Source organism: Paenibacillus phocaeensis (assembly GCF_900021165.1).
Classification (GTDB): Bacteria; Bacillota; Bacilli; order Paenibacillales; family Paenibacillaceae; genus Fontibacillus; species Fontibacillus phocaensis.
In genome coordinates this window covers 30120-50569 of record NZ_FCOQ01000026.1, presented here as the reverse complement: position 1 = coordinate 50569, position 20450 = coordinate 30120, and the positions used below count along the sequence as shown (strand labels likewise).

Annotated in this window: 18 protein-coding genes; all 18 read left to right on the top strand. The window is 53.4% G+C overall.

The features are described from left to right. Positions 1 to 41 precede the first annotated feature (41 nt). The 18 genes from BN3795_RS17570 (at position 42) to BN3795_RS17485 (ending at position 20288) form a co-directional block, all read left to right on the top strand. The gene (locus tag BN3795_RS17570; RefSeq protein WP_068786001.1) at positions 42 to 1088 is read left to right on the top strand and encodes a polysaccharide deacetylase family protein; all 1047 of its coding nucleotides are present in this window, start codon (positions 42 to 44) and stop codon (positions 1086 to 1088) included. An 85-nt stretch (positions 1089 to 1173) separates the two neighbouring features. After that, positions 1174 to 2427 carry a M16 family metallopeptidase gene (locus BN3795_RS17565; protein ID WP_068786000.1) on the top strand — a complete coding sequence of 418 codons (1254 nt, stop codon included), beginning with the start codon at positions 1174 to 1176 and terminating at the stop codon, positions 2425 to 2427. Further along, on the top strand, positions 2417 to 2866 hold the full coding sequence (gene dut, locus BN3795_RS17560) for a dUTP diphosphatase (RefSeq protein WP_110945233.1): 450 nt from the start codon (positions 2417 to 2419) through the stop codon (positions 2864 to 2866). The genes BN3795_RS17565 and dut overlap by 11 nt, the downstream gene beginning before the upstream one ends. A gap of 343 nt (positions 2867 to 3209) precedes the next feature. Then, positions 3210 to 4109 (top strand): dipicolinate synthase subunit DpsA, encoded by a 900-nt coding sequence (dpsA, locus tag BN3795_RS17555; RefSeq protein WP_068785998.1) that lies wholly within the window; start codon positions 3210 to 3212, stop codon positions 4107 to 4109. Beyond that, positions 4106 to 4699, top strand: coding sequence for a dipicolinate synthase subunit B (locus BN3795_RS17550; RefSeq protein WP_068785997.1), 594 nt, complete (start codon positions 4106 to 4108; stop codon positions 4697 to 4699). The genes dpsA and BN3795_RS17550 overlap by 4 nt, the downstream gene beginning before the upstream one ends. A gap of 255 nt (positions 4700 to 4954) precedes the next feature. Then, on the top strand, positions 4955 to 6175 hold the full coding sequence (gene dapG, locus BN3795_RS17545; protein ID WP_068785996.1) for an aspartate kinase: 1221 nt from the start codon (positions 4955 to 4957) through the stop codon (positions 6173 to 6175). Positions 6176 to 6270: 95 nt separating this feature from the next. Continuing rightward, positions 6271 to 7134 (top strand): 4-hydroxy-tetrahydrodipicolinate synthase, encoded by an 864-nt coding sequence (gene dapA, locus BN3795_RS17540; protein WP_198524754.1) that lies wholly within the window; start codon positions 6271 to 6273, stop codon positions 7132 to 7134. A 467-nt stretch (positions 7135 to 7601) separates the two neighbouring features. Further along, positions 7602 to 9281, top strand: a complete 1680-nt coding sequence (locus BN3795_RS17535; protein WP_068785995.1) for a ribonuclease J — start codon at positions 7602 to 7604, stop codon at positions 9279 to 9281. A gap of 412 nt (positions 9282 to 9693) precedes the next feature. Continuing rightward, positions 9694 to 10443, top strand: coding sequence for a ClpP family protease (locus BN3795_RS17530; RefSeq protein WP_198524753.1), 750 nt, complete (start codon positions 9694 to 9696; stop codon positions 10441 to 10443). Next, a complete protein-coding gene (locus tag BN3795_RS17525; protein WP_068785993.1) occupies positions 10440 to 10664 on the top strand; it encodes a YlzJ-like family protein in 225 nt (74 codons plus the stop codon). Before BN3795_RS17530 ends, BN3795_RS17525 begins: the two co-directional genes overlap by 4 nt. Before the next feature lie 120 nt (positions 10665 to 10784). After that, positions 10785 to 13421, top strand: a complete 2637-nt coding sequence (locus tag BN3795_RS17520; protein WP_408635044.1) for a DNA translocase FtsK — start codon at positions 10785 to 10787, stop codon at positions 13419 to 13421. 147 nt (positions 13422 to 13568) lie between these two features. Beyond that, positions 13569 to 14417 (top strand): spore cortex-lytic enzyme, encoded by an 849-nt coding sequence (gene sleB, locus BN3795_RS17515; RefSeq protein WP_068785991.1) that lies wholly within the window; start codon positions 13569 to 13571, stop codon positions 14415 to 14417. A gap of 100 nt (positions 14418 to 14517) precedes the next feature. After that, positions 14518 to 15798 carry an EF-P 5-aminopentanol modification-associated protein YfmF gene (gene yfmF, locus BN3795_RS17510; protein WP_068785990.1) on the top strand — a complete coding sequence of 427 codons (1281 nt, stop codon included), beginning with the start codon at positions 14518 to 14520 and terminating at the stop codon, positions 15796 to 15798. A gap of 4 nt (positions 15799 to 15802) precedes the next feature. After that, on the top strand, positions 15803 to 17083 hold the full coding sequence (gene yfmH, locus BN3795_RS17505) for an EF-P 5-aminopentanol modification-associated protein YfmH (protein WP_068785989.1): 1281 nt from the start codon (positions 15803 to 15805) through the stop codon (positions 17081 to 17083). Further along, complete coding sequence (ymfI, locus tag BN3795_RS17500; protein ID WP_068785988.1) at positions 17084 to 17851, top strand: elongation factor P 5-aminopentanone reductase; 768 nt, start codon at positions 17084 to 17086, stop codon at positions 17849 to 17851. 121 nt (positions 17852 to 17972) lie between these two features. After that, positions 17973 to 18227 (top strand): DUF3243 domain-containing protein, encoded by a 255-nt coding sequence (locus tag BN3795_RS17495; RefSeq protein WP_068785987.1) that lies wholly within the window; start codon positions 17973 to 17975, stop codon positions 18225 to 18227. A gap of 211 nt (positions 18228 to 18438) precedes the next feature. After that, entirely contained in the window at positions 18439 to 19206 is a 768-nt protein-coding gene (locus BN3795_RS17490; RefSeq protein ID WP_068785986.1) for a DUF3388 domain-containing protein, read from the top strand. 35 nt (positions 19207 to 19241) lie between these two features. Then, entirely contained in the window at positions 19242 to 20288 is a 1047-nt protein-coding gene (locus BN3795_RS17485) for a RodZ domain-containing protein (RefSeq protein ID WP_408635042.1), read from the top strand. The last annotated feature ends 162 nt before the right edge of the window (positions 20289 to 20450 follow it).

Below are 20450 nucleotides of genomic sequence, written 5' to 3'. Positions count from 1 at the left end.
TATGATGGGGACAAAAACCGTTTGAGGGGATGGGCTTCAGCATGGGGCGGAATAAATTTGCGGTCATTGCGATATGCATTGCCTTTGTCATGATAGTGGGGCAGTTTGCCGGCATTCGGGCTTTTATCGCCGAAAGCTCGGGAGGGGAAGGCGGCAGCTTCGCTTTTCGCTTGATCAACGACCTGACCGGGGATCCGAAAGCCAATGGACAAATCAATCCAGAAGGCCGGGGGACTGCGAAGGACGCGGATCCGCTCCTGGCCCGAATCCGCGAGGAAGCAGTAAAGCGGCGGGTTGAGCCGGTGGATGCCGTCGTCGACCGGGTCTGGAAAGCCATCCCCGGCTATAACGGCCGCGAGGTGGATATTGAACGTACCTATGTGAAGGCCAAACAGCTGTCCCCCGGTGCGGAAATCGAATACGTCTATCGCGAGCTGAAACCGAAGGTGAACCTGGATGATTTAGGCGCAGAGCCGATTTATCGCGGAAACCCCAACAAGCCGATGGCTGCATTTATGATTAATGTTGCCTGGGGCAATGAATATCTTGAACCGATGCTTGATACGCTGGATCAGGCAAAGGTAAAGGCTACCTTCTTCCTCGACGGCAGCTGGCTGAAGAAGAATGTGGAGCTGGCCGCCGAAATCAAGCGGCGCGGGCATCAGATCGAGAATCATGCCTACTCGCACCCGAATATGAGTCAACTGGAGGCTACCCGCGCCCGGCTTGAGATTTCCAAGACGAAGGAGCTGTTAAAGGAGAAGCTGGGTGTGGAGAATCGCTGGTTTGCCCCGCCTTCGGGTGACTTTAACAAGCAAACCGTCAAGCTGGCGGCGGAGCAGGGGCTTAAGACCGTGCTGTGGACCGTGGATACGGTGGATTGGAGGAATCCGCCGTCATCCAGCATCGTGAGCAAAATCAGCAGCAATGTGGGACCGGGCTCGCTCATTTTGATGCATCCGACGGCGTCCAGCCGGGACGCGCTTCAAGGGATGATTCAGGCCATTCAAAGCAAGGGTCTGCTGCTGGGAACGGTGGAACAGACGTTGTCGCCGGATCGGGTAGAAGCGCAGGTTCCGCAGAGTTGAGCTTGCCGCCTTTTTTTGGTAGGATAGGGGTGCATTTATTAACGATGCACTGAAATGCTTTGCAAAACATTTAGGAGGGCCCTTCGTGAAGAAAACGCAATTAAAAAACGGCCTTCGGGTGGTTATGGAGAAAATCCCCACTTGCCGCTCGGTCTCGTTTGGCATTTGGGTGAAAACCGGCTCCCGCAATGAAAGTCCCGAATGGGGCGGAATTTCGCATTTTATCGAGCACATGTTATTTAAAGGTACGGAGCGATACAGCGCCAAGGATATCGCGGAGCAATTCGATGCGATCGGCGGAAACGTTAATGCGTTTACGTCCAAGGAATATACTTGTTTTTATGCCAAAGTGTTGGATGAACATTTGCCGATTGCGGTTGATGTGTTGTCGGACATGTTTTTCCGATCCTTGTTCGATGCTGAAGAGCTGCGGAAAGAGAAGAACGTGATTGTGGAGGAAATCTCCATGTATGAAGACACGCCGGATGATATGGTCCATGATCTGGTGTCGCAGGCCGCCTACGGGGAACATCCGCTGGCCTTGCCGATTTTGGGTACGGAGGAGAAGCTGCGCGCTATGGAATCCGAGCATCTTCGGGAATATATGCGCGAGCACTACACGATCGAGAATACGGTGATCAGCGTCGCTGGCAACATCGATGATCAGGTGATCGATTTGCTGGAGAAGTACTTCGGCGATTTTTCGAACCGGGGAAGCTCCCGTTCTTTAGCCGCTCCGGACTTCCTGGGCGGATTGAAATTCCACCGCAAGAAAACGGAGCAAAACCATATTTGCTTGTCCTTTCCGGGATTGCCGATTGGGGACGATAAGCAATATGCGATGGTGCTCTTAAACAATGCGATCGGCGGGGGGATGAGCTCGCGGCTCTTTCAGGAAATTCGCGAGAAGCGGGGGTTGGCCTACTCGGTGTATTCTTACCACAGTTCGCACGCGGACAGCGGCCTGTTTACGGTGTACGCGGGAACCGCGCCGCGTCAAACCAAGGACGTGCTGGATTTGACCCAGGAGATCCTGCACGACGTATCGGTTCACGGCATGACCGACAGCGAGCTGAGCAAAGGGAAGGAGCAGTTGAAGGGCAGCTTGATTCTGAGTCTGGAGAGCACCGGAAGCCGCATGAACCGGCTTGGTAAAAACGAGCTGATGCTGGGCAGACATTATTCATTGGATGAAATGATCGCCCGCATCGAGGCGGTGACCATGGATGAAGTTAACCAGGTGATCAAGGCCATGTTTAGCGAGCCCTTCTCGCTTGCTATGGTGGGCTCGTCGGATCGCGTGATATCGGGAGTTAGGAGAGATGAACTTGTCGTTTGAAGTCCAAATCAACCGTTTGGCAGGAAATGAAGATATTGAACTGCCTCGCAAAATGTCGGAGCTGGCCTCCGGCTTCGACCTCTACGCTGCCGTTACGGAGGAGCTGACGCTTCAGCCGGGGCAACGCGCGCTCGTGCCGACCGGGATCGCTATCGCGATGCCCGGCGGCCTAGAGGCGCAAATCCGGCCGCGCAGCGGCCTGGCGTACAAGCACGGAATCACGTGCCTGAACACGCCGGGAACGATCGACGCCGACTATCGCGGCGAAATCAAGGTGCTGCTGATCAACCTTGGGCAGGAACCATTTGTTATCCGTCGGAATGAACGGATTGCGCAGATGGTGTTCCAGATCGTCCCTGAAATTAACCTGGTGCAGGTGGACGAACTGTCTGAGACGGTTCGCGGCGCCGGCGGGTTTGGCCATACCGGGACGAAGTAAGTTATGAGTGTGGAAGAATAAGGGTAAAAAAGGTTCTTATTTTCGGTTAGGTGCGGGTTTTGACCGGAATAGAGGACTTTTTTACCCTTATTTTCGTTTATCGAGCTTAAAAGCGGCGAATATGACGGGTTCAGCTCGGAATAACGCCTCAAATGTCCTCTATTCTTGAGAACTAGGGGGATTTGGCCGGAATAACGCCCTAAATGTCTCTTATTTTTCGGTCAAGCCCCGTACACGGTGAGGGAGCTCTCGTCTTCGGAGGCATTCTTCCCTTTTCACCACTTCGTAGACCGCGGCATAAGATGGTCTATACTGTGTTGCTTGGAAGGAGTGCCGTCTAAGAATGCTGACTGGAATAACGATTGTATTCCTCGGTGGTGACGCCCGGCAGGTGGAGGTCATCAACAAATGTCTGGAACTAGACGCCACGGTAAGAGTTGTTGGCTTCGACCGGCTGGAGACGCCGCTGAAGGGAGTATCGCAGGAGACGTTAAGTCCAGGTTTGCTGGCTGGCGCGGACGTTATCATCCTTCCGGTAATCGGTTGCGATGATCATGGGGTCGTCCCGGCGCCGTTCTCTGCCGAACCATTGGTCATCAAACGTGAATGGTTTGCAGCTGTTCGAAAAAGCACTTTGGTCTATACCGGAATCGCCAAAAGCTTGCTCAAGCAAATGGGTACCGAGCACGGCTTCCGGATTATCGAAGTGCTCGAACGAGACGACGTTGCCATCTACAACTCGATTCCGACGGCGGAAGGCGCAGTGATGATGGCCATCCAGAATACGGACATTACGATTCATGGTTCGACCTGTATCGTGCTGGGGATCGGGCGAACTGGGTTTACACTGGCAGGAACGCTGCAGGGTTTGGGAGCGAATGTAAGGGTCGGGGTACGCCGGGAAGACGATGTGGCAAGAGCGGTGCAAATGGGCTGGAAGCCTTTTGCGACAAGGGATTTGGCCGCGAATGCAGGGGATGTTGACTTGATTTTTAATACAATTCCGACTATGATAGTCACAGCGCAAATCATCTCGAAATTGCCCCGCACGGCGGTGATTATCGACCTGGCTTCGGCACCCGGAGGAACGGATTTCCGTTTCGCCGAGAAGCGCGGAGTCAAGGCGATTTTGGCCCCTGGCATCCCCGGAATCGTCGCTCCCAAAACGGCTGGAATTATTATGGCGAACACGATTTGTCAGTCGATTTTGGAGGAGTTCCAATTACGGGGGGATGAACATTGAATTGGCAGGGGAAAACGGTAGGTTACGCCATTACGGGCTCGCATTGTACGTTTGCTGAGGTTATGCCTCAGATTCAGCGTTTTGTCGACGGAGGGGCGAAGGTTGTGCCGATCATATCCCAGTCGGTTCTTATGACCGACACCCGTTTCGGTAAATCGGAAGATTGGCGCAAACAGTTGAAAGATATTACAGGGAATGATATTATTTCTTCAATTGTCGAAGCTGAACCGCTGGGCCCAAGCAAGCTGCTCGACGTCTTGGTTATCGCTCCTTGTACGGGAACGACGACAAGCAAGCTGGCCAACGCCGTAACGGACAGTCCTGTGCTGATGGCGGCAAAAGCCCAACTGCGTAACGGGCGTCCGCTCGTCATTGCGGTGTCGACTAATGACGGTTTAGGGTTTAATTTGGCGAATATCGCGAAGTTAATCGTGGCTAAAAATGTGTATTTCGTTCCGTTCGGGCAAGATAATCCGACCGGCAAACCGAATTCGCTCGTGGCGAACATGGAACTGGTACCGGAAGCTTGTTATGCCGCACTTGAAGGCAAACAGCTGCAGCCGCTGATTATCGAACGCTTTCACGGGTGAACAGCCGCAGCCGGCGAGCCGGGCATAGATGAGAATCAAGGGCGTTTCACGCCGCGGTCTTTACAGGACGGACTCAACATTGGTGGGAAGTATCGGAACAATTTGCTCAAAGGCGCAGCATGGAATGCCGGATTCAATCGCGGAGATCATTGCGGCGAAGGGGTATGTTTTCGAAGCTCTGGGTTCGTTTATCTTGCTACTCAAACGGAATGAAGTCATCGCTTTACTCCGCACTTATTAACTGGAGGAATACCCATGCGCATTTTGGTGCAAAAATTCGGTGGCACGTCTCTTTCGACGAAGGAAGCGAGAGAGCATGTCATCTCACATGTACGCCGGGAACTGGATAACGGTTTCCGGCTCGTCGTGGTGGTTTCGGCCATGGGCCGCAAAGGCGACCCCTACGCGACGGATACCTTGCTGGATTTGGTTGCCGAAGGGGAAGCTTGTTTGCCGCCCCGCGAACAAGATTTGTTGATGGCCTGCGGCGAAATTATTTCCGCAGCGAAGCTATGCAGCCTGCTTGCCGAGCGGAACATCTCCTCGGTCGTGCTGACGGGAGCTCAAGCCGGCTTCCGAACGGACAGCCAGTACGGCAACGCGAGAATTCTGGATATCGTCCCGACGCGGGTGCTGGAAGAACTGCATCAGAAGGATGTCGTTATCGTAACGGGCTTTCAAGGTCAAAATCAAGGCGGAGATTTTACAACGCTGGGACGCGGCGGCAGCGATACATCGGCGACGGCGCTGGGAGCTGCACTCCACGCCGAAATGGTCGATATTTACACGGATGTCAATGGAATCTTGACGGCGGATCCGCGGATTGTCGAGGATGCAAAACCCTTGGAGTACGTGAGTTATGCAGAAATCTGCAACATGGCGCATCAAGGGGCGAAAGTGATCCATCCCCGCGCCGTTGAAATTGCGATGCAAGCCGGGATTCCGGTACGCGTTCGCTCTACTTTTTCACAGGGAGAAGGAACGCTGGTCGCCAACCCGGAAGGTTTCAAGGACGTCCAGCTCGGCATTGTGGACCGTTACGTGACTGGGATTGCCTACGTGGCGAACGTGACTCAAATCCGGGTGGAGTCTGCCGGTAAAGGGCCGGATAATCTGCAGCTGCAGGTGTTCAAGGCCATGGCCGAGAACGACATTAGCGTTGATTTTATTAATGTGACCCCAACCGGCGTCGTTTATACCGTTTTCGACAAAGATTCGGCTAAGGCTGAGGCGGTATTGGAATCGCTGGAGCTTTCGCCGCAAATTTGCACCGGCTGTGCCAAAGTGTCGGTCATCGGCGGCGGCATCAACGGTGTTCCGGGCATTATGGCCAAGATTGTGGAAGCCTTAACCGAGCATCAGATCCAAATCCTGCAATCGGCGGACTCGAACACCACGATTTGGGTATTGGTGCATAAGGATGACATGGTGCAAGCGCTGCGGGCGCTGCATGCCAAATTCGAGCTGGGCCGCTAACTTAGGAATCAATTGGATCGGATTAGAAAAAGGCAGGGAATGCTGATAAGGCAGCAATAAAAATAGCGAAGCGGGAATCGGAAGGAGGAGATGGCGTGATTGATTTCGGGAGAATGATTACAGCCATGGTAACGCCTTTTAATGATCAAGGGAAAATCGACTGGGACCAGACCGCAAGCCTGATCGACTATTTAGTGGAGGAACAGCAATCCGACAGCCTTGTCGTGAGCGGAACGACGGGGGAGTCCCCTACTTTAACGGATGAAGAAAAGCTTGAATTATTTGCCTTCGCGGTGAAGCACGCAGCCGGTCGCTGCAAAATCATCGCCGGCACGGGCAGCAATGATACCGCGCATTCCGTCAACTTAACACGCGAGGCTGAAAAATGCGGGGTTGACGGAATCCTGCTGGTTGCTCCGTACTATAACAAGCCAAATCAAGAAGGCCTTTTCCGCCATTTTGAAGCCATCGCAGCTGTCACCAGCCTGCCGATTATTTTGTATAACGTTCCTAGCCGTACGGTGGTAAGCTTAAGCGTTGAAACAACGCTGCGGCTGGCGAAGATTCCCAACATCGTAGCGACCAAGGAATGCGCACCGCTGGATCAGATTGCGATGATCGTGGCCCAAGCGCCGGAGCATTTCAAGGTTTATTCCGGGGACGATGCGTCTGCACTGCCGGCAATGGCGGTGGGAGCTTACGGTGTGATCAGCGTGGCCAGCCATCTTGCGGGCCGCTCGATTAAAGAGATGGTGGTCCAGTTCTTTAACGGGCGCGTGGATGAAGCAAGCCGACTGCACCGCGAGCTGCTTCCGTTATTCAAGGTATTGTTTGAATGCCCAAATCCGGTAGCGGTGAAATATGCGTTAAATGAAACCGGTCACCCTGTCGGTTCGGTCCGCCTGCCGCTGGTACCGCCTAATGAACAGGAAGCCCTGCGTATTCGCAGCCTGCTTTAGTTCCTGCCTCACCTTCTTCTTAACCAGATATGTGCAGTGTTTCCAGAAACCGATGCCTAAGTTGCAGGCATCGGTTTTTTTGTCATAGCGCAAGGTAACGTTAAACGTAGGTAAAAGCGCTGACTTGTGTTTTTCCAATTTAATCATGTATAATGATCTCAAGTGACTGGGTGCGGTGAATTTTTAAATTAATGGCTCGTTCAAGAAGTTGGTTTACATCAGCAAGCGAAGGCGAAGATTGTTCTTGTCATTTCGCTTGGAGCTGGATGGGGCTCTTTGGCTTACCTTAACTTGCATTGAACAACCATTTTAGGATGATGACTTTGAGAAACGGCTAGACCGTCTTGATTTAGGCGGTTGTTTGTTCCTGCGATTTAAATGCTTTGGAATTCAAATGCAGCGGTCGGAGCTATTTCCATAGGAATTTTCGATACGACGTCCAAAATAATTAGGAGGGTTAGATTCACTTGTCTAAAAAAATGAATAATGAAAAATTGACGATTTTCGCATTGGGCGGCGTCGCAGAGATTGGGAAGAACATGTATGTCGTTCAATATGCCAATGACATCGTTGTGATCGATTCCGGACTTAAGTTTCCGGAAGAGGACATGCTTGGCATCGACATCGTCATTCCCGATATCACTTACTTGACGGAGAACCGTGATAAAGTAAGAGGTATCGTGCTGACGCACGGACACGAAGACCATATCGGCGGGTTGCCGTATGTGCTGAAGAATTTGAATGTTCCGGTATACGGAACCAAGCTGACTTTAGGGTTGGTCGAGAACAAGCTGAAGGAAGCGGGACTGCTCGGCGAAACGAAACGCGTGCTGATCAATGCCGATTCCGTGATTGAGCTCGGGACGACGATGAAAGCTTCGTTCTTCCGGACAAATCATAGTATTCCGGATTCGGTCGGCGTATGCATTGAAACTCCGGAAGGCAACGTCGTTCATACCGGCGACTTCAAATTTGATCATACCCCAGTCAATGATCAATATGCGGATTTGCATCGGATGGGCGAAATCGGGAAAAACGGTGTTTTGGCACTTTTATCGGATAGCACCAATGCGGAGAGACCGGGCTTCACGCCTTCGGAGAAAAACGTCGGGATCGTACTCAGCGATATTTTCCATAAAGCGAAGCAGCGCGTGGTTGTGGCGACCTTTGCCTCGAACGTGCACCGGATTCAGCAGGTGATCGATGCGGCATATGCAACGAACCGGAAGCTGACCATCATCGGACGCAGTATGGTGAATGTTGTAACAAGTGCAGAAGAACTTGGTTATCTGAACGTACCGGATGGCATCATCATTGAACCGGAGGAAGTTAACAAAATGGCCGCAGACCGCGTTGTCATTTTGTGCACGGGCAGCCAGGGTGAACCGATGTCCGCCTTGACGCGAATGGCCCGTTCGACACATCGCAAGGTCGATATCCTGCCTGGAGATACCGTTATTATTGCGGCGACCCCGATTCCGGGGAATGAGAAATATGTAGGTCGGACAATCGACGAGCTGTTCCGCCTCGGTGCGGAAGTGATTTACAGCGGATCGAACTCCGGCGTGCACGTATCGGGTCACGGCAGCCAGGAAGAACTGAAGCTGATGCTGAATCTGATGCGGCCGAAATATTTCATTCCGGTCCACGGGGAATACCGCATGTTGCGGAGACATGCGCTGCTCGGAGAGTCGGTTGGCATAGAGCCGGATAATATTTTCCTGATCGATATCGGAGACACCATCGAAATCCAGAACGGCGTAGCTCGCAAAGCCGGGAAAGTACCGGCCGGCAATGTGCTGATCGACGGACTTGGCGTAGGCGACGTCGGCAATATCGTATTGCGCGACCGCAAGCTGTTGTCCCAAGACGGCATTCTGGTTGTGGTCGTTACGTTGAGCAAACAGGACGGCACGATTGTATCTGGCCCGGATATTATCTCCCGCGGCTTCGTGTATGTCCGTGAATCGGAAGGGCTTCTGGACGAGGCGAACCGGATTGTATCCAGTACGCTCGAGAAGCTGATGAGCGAGAACGTCAACGAATGGGCTTCGCTGAAGACGAACGTCAAGGATGCGCTCGGCCGATTCCTGTATGAGCAGACGCGGCGCAGACCGATGATTCTGCTGATCATTATGGAAGTATAATTAAAACGAATCATTAAGTTGATAAGCACACAGTCGCCCCTTTTCCTGCCGGTCATTTGGACGGTTTCCGCAGGAGAAGGGGCTTTTTTGGCATGGGGTTGAACACACGGCCCTCTTTACGTGATTATTTCCTTTGGTTCAGAGATCGAGAAAGAAAGAGCAAGAGCCATAGCCTGAGCGACACACGCGGTATGGGAGCATGATTGTGATCCCGAGTTTGAGTGTGTGGAATTGCTCTAGAGGCTTGCCAATGGCTTCTGACCCAACGGGATAAAGGGTGCAACCGCATTCGAAACGGGAGGGCGGGCCTTCCTCGGTTGTTGTATAGATTGAAGAAGGTTGTCGGCATACTAAGGGCTGCGTAGAGCAACGAACTTCGTCGGACATGCCGACACCGAAAGGAAGGCTTACCATGAATAAGGACCTGAGCAAATCGACCGTTCGCAGCGAATCCGAGCTGCCGCCTAACGAACCGGAGAAGAAAGAGGCGACGGTACCTGAAATGATTCAACAGTTGGGGCAAACGGCGGTGCCGACCCCTGGTGAATCCAATGTCTATTGCTTGACGATTATCGGTCAGATCGAAGGCCATTTAGTGTTGCCGCCGCAAAATAAAACAACCAAATATGAGCATCTCATCCCCCAACTAGTCGCGGCGGAACAGAATCCGCGGATCGAAGGACTGTTAATTATCTTAAATACGGTGGGGGGCGATGTGGAGGCCGGGCTTGCCATCGCAGAGATGATCGCTTCGCTGTCCAAACCTACGGTGACGGTCGTTATCGGCGGCGGTCATAGCATCGGCGTTCCGATCGCCGTGGCTTCCGACTACTCCCTGATTGCCGAAAGCGCGACGATGACGATCCACCCCATTCGCATGACCGGGCTTGTTATCGGTGTGCCGCAAACATTTGAGTATATTGAGAAAATGCAAGAACGGGTTGTTCGCTTTGTCACGACGCATTCGCATATTTCAGAGGAGATGTTTAAGGAACTGATGTTCAAAACCGGAGAGCTGAATCGGGATATCGGGACGGCCGTGGGCGGCAACGATGCCGTTAAATATGGACTCATCGATGCGATCGGCGGGATCGGCGAAGGGTTATCCAAGCTGAATTCGCTGATTGAATCGCGGAGACAAGCGGGAGGGATGACCCAGTGACGCATTATACGATTTTGCCGGAGGAAGCTTATTGGGAGAATATTGAAAACCAAGAGGCCTACGGTGAAATTGAACTGAACGGCGTACTGATGCAAGTGCGGATGGAAGCGGGAAATCGTGCGACGATCGTGCGGCTGCTGCGCTGCCAGCTCGAGGATTATTTGAATCCGGATTTGGCGCCCGGGCGGCAAATTGCCTTTTTTCCAACTTTATTGAAATGAGATGATGCCGGTTGTGGTATCTTCTCTAGGTCCCCCTCGGTGATTATGGTATAATATTCATCTAGGGGGTGTTTTCGTTTGCCACGGAAACGGAAGAAGAAGAAAGCTGCCCTCGGCAGCATGCTCAAATACGAAATATACGGAATCATCCTGATTACCTTATCCATTATCGCCTTGTCCGGGGAGGCTGCCGTAGGAAGAACGTTATCGAAAATGGCCGCGTTAATCCTCGGCAAATTTTATTTTGTGATCCCTGTGATCGGCATTTACATAGGACTGGCTGTCATGATTCACCGGAAATGGCCCAATCGCTGGAACGCGCGCCGCAGCGGCGTGCTGCTGGCCGTGCTGTCGCTGACGCTGATGAGCACCATATCGGCTATGCAGCATAAGCTGGCACCTGCAGTGCCGATGTCCGCGGGGAATGTGCTCGGTCAGATTCACCGAGATTTGCAAGGAGCGCTGTTCCACCCGGCGGCAAGCGATGCCGGGATGAGCCTGCTGGGATTGGATATCAGCGGGGGATATATCGGCGCCCTGGAATTCGCTTTGCTATACTCGTTGTTTGGCATGGCGGGGGCCAAGCTGATTATGATCGTGCTGCTGGCCATCAGCTTTATGCTGGTAACGGGGCTGTCTTACGTGGAGTTGTTCCGCATGCTGCGTTCGAGATTGGCCGTATTGGGCGAGAGCATCGGGAGAAAGATGCGGATGCTGCGACCGGTACCGGTGCGCGGGAAAGCCAAACGGGTAGAGAAACCAACTCCTGCGGTGACCTCCTATGATGATCCGGAGGAGGAAGAGCCCTACAGCGAGGACGAGTCGTTGCCTGCGACTCCCCGGAAGAAGCCGGTGTTCTTCCAGCTGTTGAACTTTAAGGGAAGAGCGGAGGAGCCCGCGGCAGAAGCGACAATCCCTCCGGAGCAAGAGGAAGGCGGGGAGGCCGCTCTTCATCACGCTGAGGCGGCGGGAATCAACTGGAATGAGCTCAACTATATCGGCAAGGAAGAAGGGACGGAACGAAGCGCATACGGGGATCACCAAGGCGGTGACACCGGACCGATCATCCGCGACTTCTTCGACAATATCCAGCGGGAGAGCCTGCAGCATGACGAGGACGGAGAAGAAGCCGAGCCGGGCGCTCCCGGCTTTGCTGACGAATCATTCGCAGCGGAGGCGAGGAATGATGCGGCATTCCCGGGTTCTGAGAGCGCCGAGTTGGGCGCAGACGATTCGGAACTCATGGATCCGGGAGTCAGCTCGCTTGAGGGGATTGCGGGAGAGGCCGGCCACGGAGAAGAATCGCCGCCACCGCCGCCCAAACCGGCACCGAAGCCGTACAAGCTGCCGTCTTTCCGGCTTCTGTCGAAACCGGCGGGCGCAGGAAAATCCGGCGATCAAGCCGATTACATGCAAACCGCCCGCAAGCTGGAAGCCACGCTCGAAAGCTTTGGCGTCCGGGCACGGGTGCTGGAAGTTGTACGCGGACCGGCCGTCACCCGCTATGAAATTCAACCGGATATCGGCGTGAAAGTCAGCCGGATCGTCAATTTGACGGACGATATCGCTTTGGCCCTGGCTGCCAAGGATATCCGGATGGAAGCGCCGATCCCGGGCAAGTCCGCGATTGGGATTGAGGTGCCGAACAATGAGGTCTCCCTTGTGACGATGCGTGAGGTGATGGAGACGCCAACGTTCATGGATGCCGAGTCCAAGCTGAGCATCGCATTCGGGCGTGATATTTCCGGGCAGACGATCGTCGGCAATCTGGCGAAGATGCCCCATTTGTTGGTTGCCGGGGCGACGGGTTCGGGGAAATCGGTGTGCATTAATGGCATCATCACCAGCATCCTGTTCAAAGCGAAGCCGGATGAAGTTAAGTTTATGATGGTTGACCCTAAGATGGTCGAGCTGAATGTCTATAACGGAATCCCGCATCTCTTAACACCGGTTGTCACCGATCCGCGCCGGGCGTCGCTAGCCCTCAAGAAAATCGTTGTCGAGATGGAGAAACGGTATGAGCTGTTTTCGAAGTCGGGGGCGCGGAACATCGAAGGCTACAATCACATGATGGCGGATCATCCCGAGGCTTTCCTGCCCTACATTGTCGTCATTGTGGACGAGTTGGCCGACCTGATGATGGTCGCGGCCAGCGATGTCGAAGATGCGATTGCGCGGCTGGCCCAGATGGCTCGTGCCGCAGGCATTCATCTGATCATCGCTACGCAGCGGCCGTCGGTCGACGTTATTACCGGCGTGATCAAAGCCAATATCCCGTCGCGGATCGCGTTTGGCGTCTCGTCTCAGGTCGATTCGCGGACGATCCTCGATATGGCAGGAGCCGAGAAGCTGCTGGGCCGCGGGGACATGCTCTATATGCCGATGGGCGCATCGAAGCCGATTCGGGTGCAGGGAGCATTTATGAGCGACCAGGAAGTCGAGACGATCGTAAATTATGTGCGCGGGCAAGGTCAAGCCGAATACGACGAAAGCCTGGTTCCCGAAGTCGGCGAGGAATCGCAGGAAGCGGAAGAGGTGTTGGACGAGCTGTATGATCAAGCCGTCCAAATCGTGCTGGAGGCGAAGCAGGCTTCTGTCTCGCTGCTGCAGCGGCGGATGCGCGTCGGATATACCCGGGCTGCCCGGCTGATCGATTCCATGGAAGCCCGAGGGATCGTGGGGCCGTATGAAGGCAGTAAGCCGCGGGAAGTGTTGATGTCGATCGAGCAGTATAAAATGGGAAGGATTTCCTCCTGATCTGAAGGGATCAGGGGAGCAATCCTTCCCCTTTCTTTTTTAGAGGTCACTCGAAACTTAGGGTGCATAGGAAGGGACAACGCTTGTCATACTAAAGTTACCCATCCTTGTTGAACAACTTCTAAAAAGAAAGGTAGAGCTAAACGTATGAAGAAAGCAAAAATCTGGTTTGCCTCCGGTTTAGTGCTGCTACTGTTCGGAATTGGATACGGAGCAACGGTCCTCCGGAATACGCTTGACGAAGGCAAAGTCAATACCTATAAAGTGCAGCCTGCGTTCAGCGAGCAGGTGATCGACTATGGGGCATTTGGCAAGGACGTATATGAGCTGCAGGGCCGACTCGCTTACCTTGGCTTCTACCATGGCAAGCTGGACAGTTCTTTTGGTCCTAAAACACGCGATGCCCTCAAATGGTTCCAATCGGAATTTGGCATGGAGGCTGACGGCTTGGCTGGCCCCAAAACGAAGCTAAAGTTGTACAATGCGACGAAGAACTGGAAGCCAGGCATGGAATACGCCAACGCTGGCGAGACTGCGAAGCAGACCGAGACTGGGAATAAGACTGCTGGCAACAACGGTGGCGGCGAAGAAAAGGCAAATGCGGAAAATTCGGATCTGTCGTCCTCCAACGCGATGGGCTTGTCAGAGAACGATTTGCGGATTATGGCGAATGCCGTATACGGAGAGTCGCGCGGCGAGCCGTTCGAAGGACAGGTTGCGGTCGCAGCGGTCATTCTAAACCGAGTCAAGTCGCCGAGCTTCCCAAATACCGTGTCTGGCGTAATCTTTCAGCCGGGAGCCTTTACGGCGGTTGCCGACGGCCAAATCTGGCTGGAGCCTAACGAACAGGCGCGTAAAGCGGTTCAGCAAGCCTTGAACGGCTGGGACCCTACGGGGGGCTGCATCTACTACTTCAACCCGAAAACGGCAACCTCTAAATGGATCTGGTCGCGGCCTCAGGTGAAGACGATCGGAGAGCATATTTTCTGCATGTAATATACGGATTATCGAAGGAGCAGCCGCTTTTCGTCAGGTTGCTTCTTTCCTTTGAATTGGTATAGAATGGAACTGACTTTCTTGTAAAGGAGTTTTGGGTTTGAATAAAACGCGATTTGAGCGCGGCACGGCAGGCCATATTCGGCTGCACGTTCTGCCGACCAACCGATTCAAAACATTTGCCATTTCCCTTTATGCGGGATTGCCTCTGCAAGAGCAGACGGTCACCGCGACTGCCCTCACTCCGTTCGTGCTGCGCCGGGGGACGGAATCGTATCCGGAGACCACGCAGTTCCGCGAGCAGCTCGAGCATATGTACGGAGCGGGCTTCGGCTTTGATGTATATAAACGAGGCAATTACCAAATGGTGCAGTTCCGTATGGATACGATTAATGATTCCTTCGTGAAGAGCCGTGAATCGCTTCTCGGCCAGAGCTTTGCCTTTCTCGGGGAGGTCGTGACCAAACCGGCGAAGGAAAACGGCGGATTCCGGACGGCTTACGTGAATTCGGAAAGGGAATCCGTCCGCAAGAAGCTCGAGGGGATCATCAATGACAAAATTCGTTACGCCGCTGAGCGCTGTACGGAAGAGATGTTCAAGGACGACCCTTACCGACTGCACCCGCTTGGAGAGCGGAGTGAACTGGACGGGATCACGCCCGAATCCTTGTATGCCTCCTACCAGAACTGGCTGCAGCAGGCTCACCTTGACTTGTACGTAGTTGGGGATACGACTTTGGCCGAGGTGGAGGAGCTGGTTGCCAAGCACTTTAGCCTGAGCCGGTCAACTAGCCCGGAATATAAGCCGGAGCAGGTGAAAATCCGCGGGGGCGAGGTTCGGACGGTCAAAGAAGCGCTCGACGTGAATCAGGGCAAGTTAAATTTGGGCCTACGCACCCCCATCACCTACGGGGACGAGCGCTACGCCTCCTTGCTGCTGTATAACGGCATTCTTGGCAGCTACCCGCATTCCAAGCTGTTCATCAATGTTCGGGAGAAAGAAAGCCTGGCTTATTATGCCGCTTCCCGATACGACGGACACAAAGGCATCGTAGGCATCCAGTCAGGCATTGAAATCGCCAATTATGAGAAGGCACTGCGCATTATTGAAGCACAGCTGGCGAGTATGCGCGCCGGTGAAATCAGCGAGCTGGAGATGTCCCAGACGAAAGCGATGATTCGCAACAGCTTGCTGGAGATGCAGGATTCCGCTTTTGAAATGATCGCTTATGACTTCAACCGCGTCTTGTCCGGTAAGGACCGTCCGGCCGAGGAGCTGCTCCGTCAGGTCGAACAGGTTCAGCCGCAGGACGTCGTGGCGGCCGCGGAAACCGTTCAGCTTGATACGATATACTTTTTGACAGGCCAGAAGGAGGGGTAAGCGGATGGAAACGATACGTTACGACGCTTTGCAGGAGACGCTGTATCGCGAAACGATGGAGAACGGTCTGCAGGTCTATGTGCTGCCCAAACCGGGCTTTCAGAAGACGTACGCCACCTTCTCGACCAAATACGGCTCGATTGATAACCATTTTCGGGTGGAAGGGCAAGACGATATTTCCGTTCCGGACGGCATTGCCCATTTTCTGGAGCATAAAATGTTTGAGGAGCCGGAAGGGGATATTTTCGCCACCTTTGCTTCGCAAGGCGCTTCCGCCAATGCCTTTACCAGCTTCGACCAAACGGTTTACCTGTTCTCCGCTACGGAGAACATTCCGGCTAACCTGGAGACGTTGGTGAACTTCGTTCAGCACCCTTACTTTACCGACCAGAACGTCGAGAAGGAGAAGGGCATTATCGGCCAAGAAATCGGCATGTATCGGGATAACCCGGATTGGCGGGTGTACTTCGGCTTGATTGAGGCGATGTACAAAGTTCATCCCGTGCATATCGACATCGCGGGTACGGTGGAATCGATTGGGACGATTACGAAGGAAACGCTGTATACGTGCTACAACGCTTTTTACCATCCCAGCAACATGCTTCTGTTCGTCGTTGGCGGTGTCGACCCTGAGGAAGTGTTCAAACTCGTCCGGGAGAATCAGGCGAAGAAGGAATACAAACCGCAAGGAGCCATCGATCGCTTGTTTGAGCCGGAACCGCGCGAGGTATCGGAGAAGCGGCGGGAATCCCGCTTGCCGGTGTCCCAGCCGAAATGCTTGTTCGGCTTTAAGGAGACCCGCCTCGGTTTGACCGGCGAGGAGCTGCTCAGACGCGATCTCGCTACGAAGCTAGCGCTGGATCTGCTGTTTGGAGCCAGTACGAAGCTGTACCAGAAGCTGTATGACATGGACTTGATCTCCGACAGCTTCGGTCATGAATACAACAGCAATCCGAACTACGCGTTCTCCGCGATCGGCGGGGACACGAAGGATCCGGACCGAATGCTCGCCGTGATCAAAGAAGAAACCGAAGCCCTGCTGTCCTCGGGATTCCGGCAGGAAGATTTCGAGCGGGCCCGCAAGAAGAAAATCGGCGGGTATCTGCGGATGCTGAATTCGCCGGAGAACATCGCCCACGAGTTCACCCGTTACAACTTCCGCGGCGGTGACCTCTTCGCGGTTCTGCCGATCTACGAATCGCTGACGCTGGAAGACATCAATACGCGGCTGCGCGAGCATATCGATTGGGAGCAGTTGGCCGTCTCCATTGTGGTGAGTCCGTAAATGACAGTAGATCATGGGTTAGGAAAAAGCATCGCAGACATGACCGTACTCATTACCGGAGCAAGCCGGGGGATCGGCGCCGAGGTGGCGCTGCGTTTTGCTTCGGTCGGCATGAACGTGGTTATTCACTATATGAACTCGCACGAGGCGGCGAATGAGGTTGCTCGCAAATGCCTGGAGCTCGGAGCCAAGGCATACACGGTCGCAGCCGATTTGCGCAGCAAGGAACAAATATTGCGGATGCAGGAACGGATCGAGCATTACGGGCTATATCCTGACATTCTGGTCAACAACGCGGGCATTTCGCATTACGGTCTGCTGTCCGATGTAAGTGAAGCCGAATGGGACGACGTCATGAACGTTAATTTAAAAAGCGTGTTTCTTTGCAGCCAGCTGTTTATGCCGCATATGATCGGCCAGCGCTTCGGGCGGATTATCAATGTGTCCTCGGTTTGGGGAATCTCCGGCGGCTCCTGCGAGGTGGTCTATTCGGCTGCCAAAGGCGGGGTTAACGCCTTTACGAAAGCGTTGGCGAAGGAACTGGCTCCCTCGGGCGTCACGGTGAATGCGGTGGCCCCGGGAGCGGTCAAGACCGAAATGCTGGAGCGGTTTGACGAGGAGGAGCTCCGTCAGCTCGAGGAGGACATTCCTGCGGGGCGTCTTGCTTCGCCGCAGGAGATCTCGTCGCTCGTGTATTTTCTGGCGCTGCCGGAATCGGGTTATATCACTGGGCAAATCATCAGCCCCAACGGAGGTTGGATTACCTGATCGTCCCTTATTGCACAGGTTTTGCTGTAAGCCGCCGGCTGCAGCTTGCGCATAAAACCCCCGGGATTTTCGCATATTACGACTGTTGATTTTAAATCGCCAAGCGAAGGAGGATTTAATCATGTCAACGGTACTCAAAAATTTTGATACATGGAAGAAATTCCTGGGTGAACGCGTCGAGCATGCGGAAAAAGCCGGCTTCAGCGAAGAGGCAATTGCCAACCTTGCTTATGAAATCGGCGGCTTTCTGGACGACAAGGTCGATCCGCAAAACGAATCCAACCGCGCCCTCAAAGAAATTTGGGATGTCGGTAGCGAGGAAGAGCGGAAAACCATCGCACGTTTGATGGTGAAGTTGGCCCGGAAAAACGCATAGTTTGGCACTTGAAAAGCTCCCGTTCCGGGAGCTTTTCCCCCATTTTTTCCACCCGCTTGCCTTTCATTTTCATTTTATATATCATAAAACACATATGAACATGTAATTTCAATATTGGTAAGAAATGTTTTGGAAATTGTTTTTGAAAATTAGCAGGAATTAAGGCCTATTTTGTCGAATGGTGCATGAGGATATGGAGAAGGTGTCTGGGATGGAAGAGAAACAATGGTATCTGGAGTACAAAATACATAAAAATCGTCCAGGACTTTTGGGGGATATCGCTTCAATGCTGGGGATGCTGGAGATCAATATTTTGACGATCAACGGTGTTGAAGGCAAGACTCGAGGACTACTTCTGGAAACGGATGATGATGGAAAAATCGACCAAGTCAGCCAATTGCTGAACAAGGTGGACAGCATCACGGTGACGGCTTTACGCAATCCACGGCTTGTCGACCTGTTGGCGATACGCCATGGCCGCTACATCGACCGGGATTCGGACGACCGCAAGACGTTTCGGTTTACGCGGGATGAGCTGGGGATTCTGGTTGATTTTCTCGGTGAGGTGTTTAAGCGGGAAGGACATCAAGTGATCGGCCTCAGAGGAATGCCGCGCGTTGGCAAGACGGAATCGATCATCGCCGGCAGCGTCTGCGCGATGAAGCGGTGGACGTTCGTATCTTCCACGCTCTTGCGCCAAACCGTTCGCAGCCAGTTGTCGGAGAACGAAATGGATCCGCACAATGTGTTTATTATTGATGGTATCATCAGTACGTTACGTTCCAATGAAAAGCATCATCAGCTCTTACAGGAGCTGATGTCCATGCCTTCGACCAAGGTCATAGAACATCCGGATGTGTTCGTTAAGGAGTCCGAATACAGTTATGACAATTTTGACATTATTATTGAATTGCGTAACAATCCGGAGGAGCAAATCGTTTACGATACGTTCACGACAATTTATACGGACGATCTATAATGATTTGCCGCATAATTCAATCATAGCAGGAGGTGATGGTCGTGTCGGATTTGGGCCAGCAGTTAAGGGAAGCCCGCCTTGCCAGAGGTTTGTCGCTGGATGATGTACAGGAAATGACGAAGATTCGCAAACGATATTTGGAAGCCATCGAAATGGGGGATTATAAGGTTCTGCCTGGAAGCTTCTATGTTCGGGCTTTTATCAAGACGTATGCGGAAACCGTTGGCTTGGACGCGGACGAACTGCTTGCCGAACATCGGCAAAACGTGCCTTCTACAGCTCCGGAACCTACGATGGAGCCGGTGATCCAGAAACGCCGCAGCCGGCAGCACAATGAGCGCAACTCGAAATGGCTGTCCACGACGCTGATGTGGTCGTTTGCGGTGCTGATTTTAATCGTTATTTATATGTATTTCTCGGTTTGGGGCAACAACAAAGATCAAGCCGAAGGAAACAAAGAGCCTGATCCTACGCCGGTCACCCAGGGCAAAACGCCAACCGATGCGAATCCCAATGGCACGAATGCGGGGAACGGGGCTGGCACTGGCGGCGATGCCGTTGGCGGAAACAATGGCGCTGCGAACGGAACGAATAACGCAACGGATCCAGGGAGCAATAACGGCACCAATGCGGGGAACACAGGCAATGAAACTCCGGACGAGACCGGCGAGCAGAAGATAACGGTTGTCCCAGACGGTAAGGAAGGCAGTACAACGAAGTTCAAGATTCAAAACCCCGGAGCCCAGCCGGTACAGGTGGTTATCACGGCCAGCGGCGAAAGCTGGGTAGAAGTGCGCAAAGGCAGCAAGAGCGGGGAGAAGCTGTATTTCGGGAAAACCCAAGACGGTGACGTACTGACGTATGATATTGCTCCGGAGGGCTTGTACATCTTGTCGGGGAATTCACCGAAAACCGCAATTTCCGTGGCGGAGCAGCCGATCGAGGACGGCAAGACGACGTCCCGATTCTTCCTGAGTCTGGACGATGGTACAGGCGGTACGCCAGGAAATACCGATACGGAAGGCGGCAATGCCGGCAACACCGGTGTTGACAATCATGAAACACCGACAACGACAGAGTGACGGATAGGCGGAGGTGTTAGGCTCGCAGCTTATTCGCTTAATAAAAGCGCGGTTGACCGTTCAGGTCTAACGGCGCTTTTTTGGCTGTGCGGGGAGGGCGGCGGCCACCCAGGCTCGACTTTGCGAATTTTTTTACATATAATTGAAAGAAGAAAAGATTGG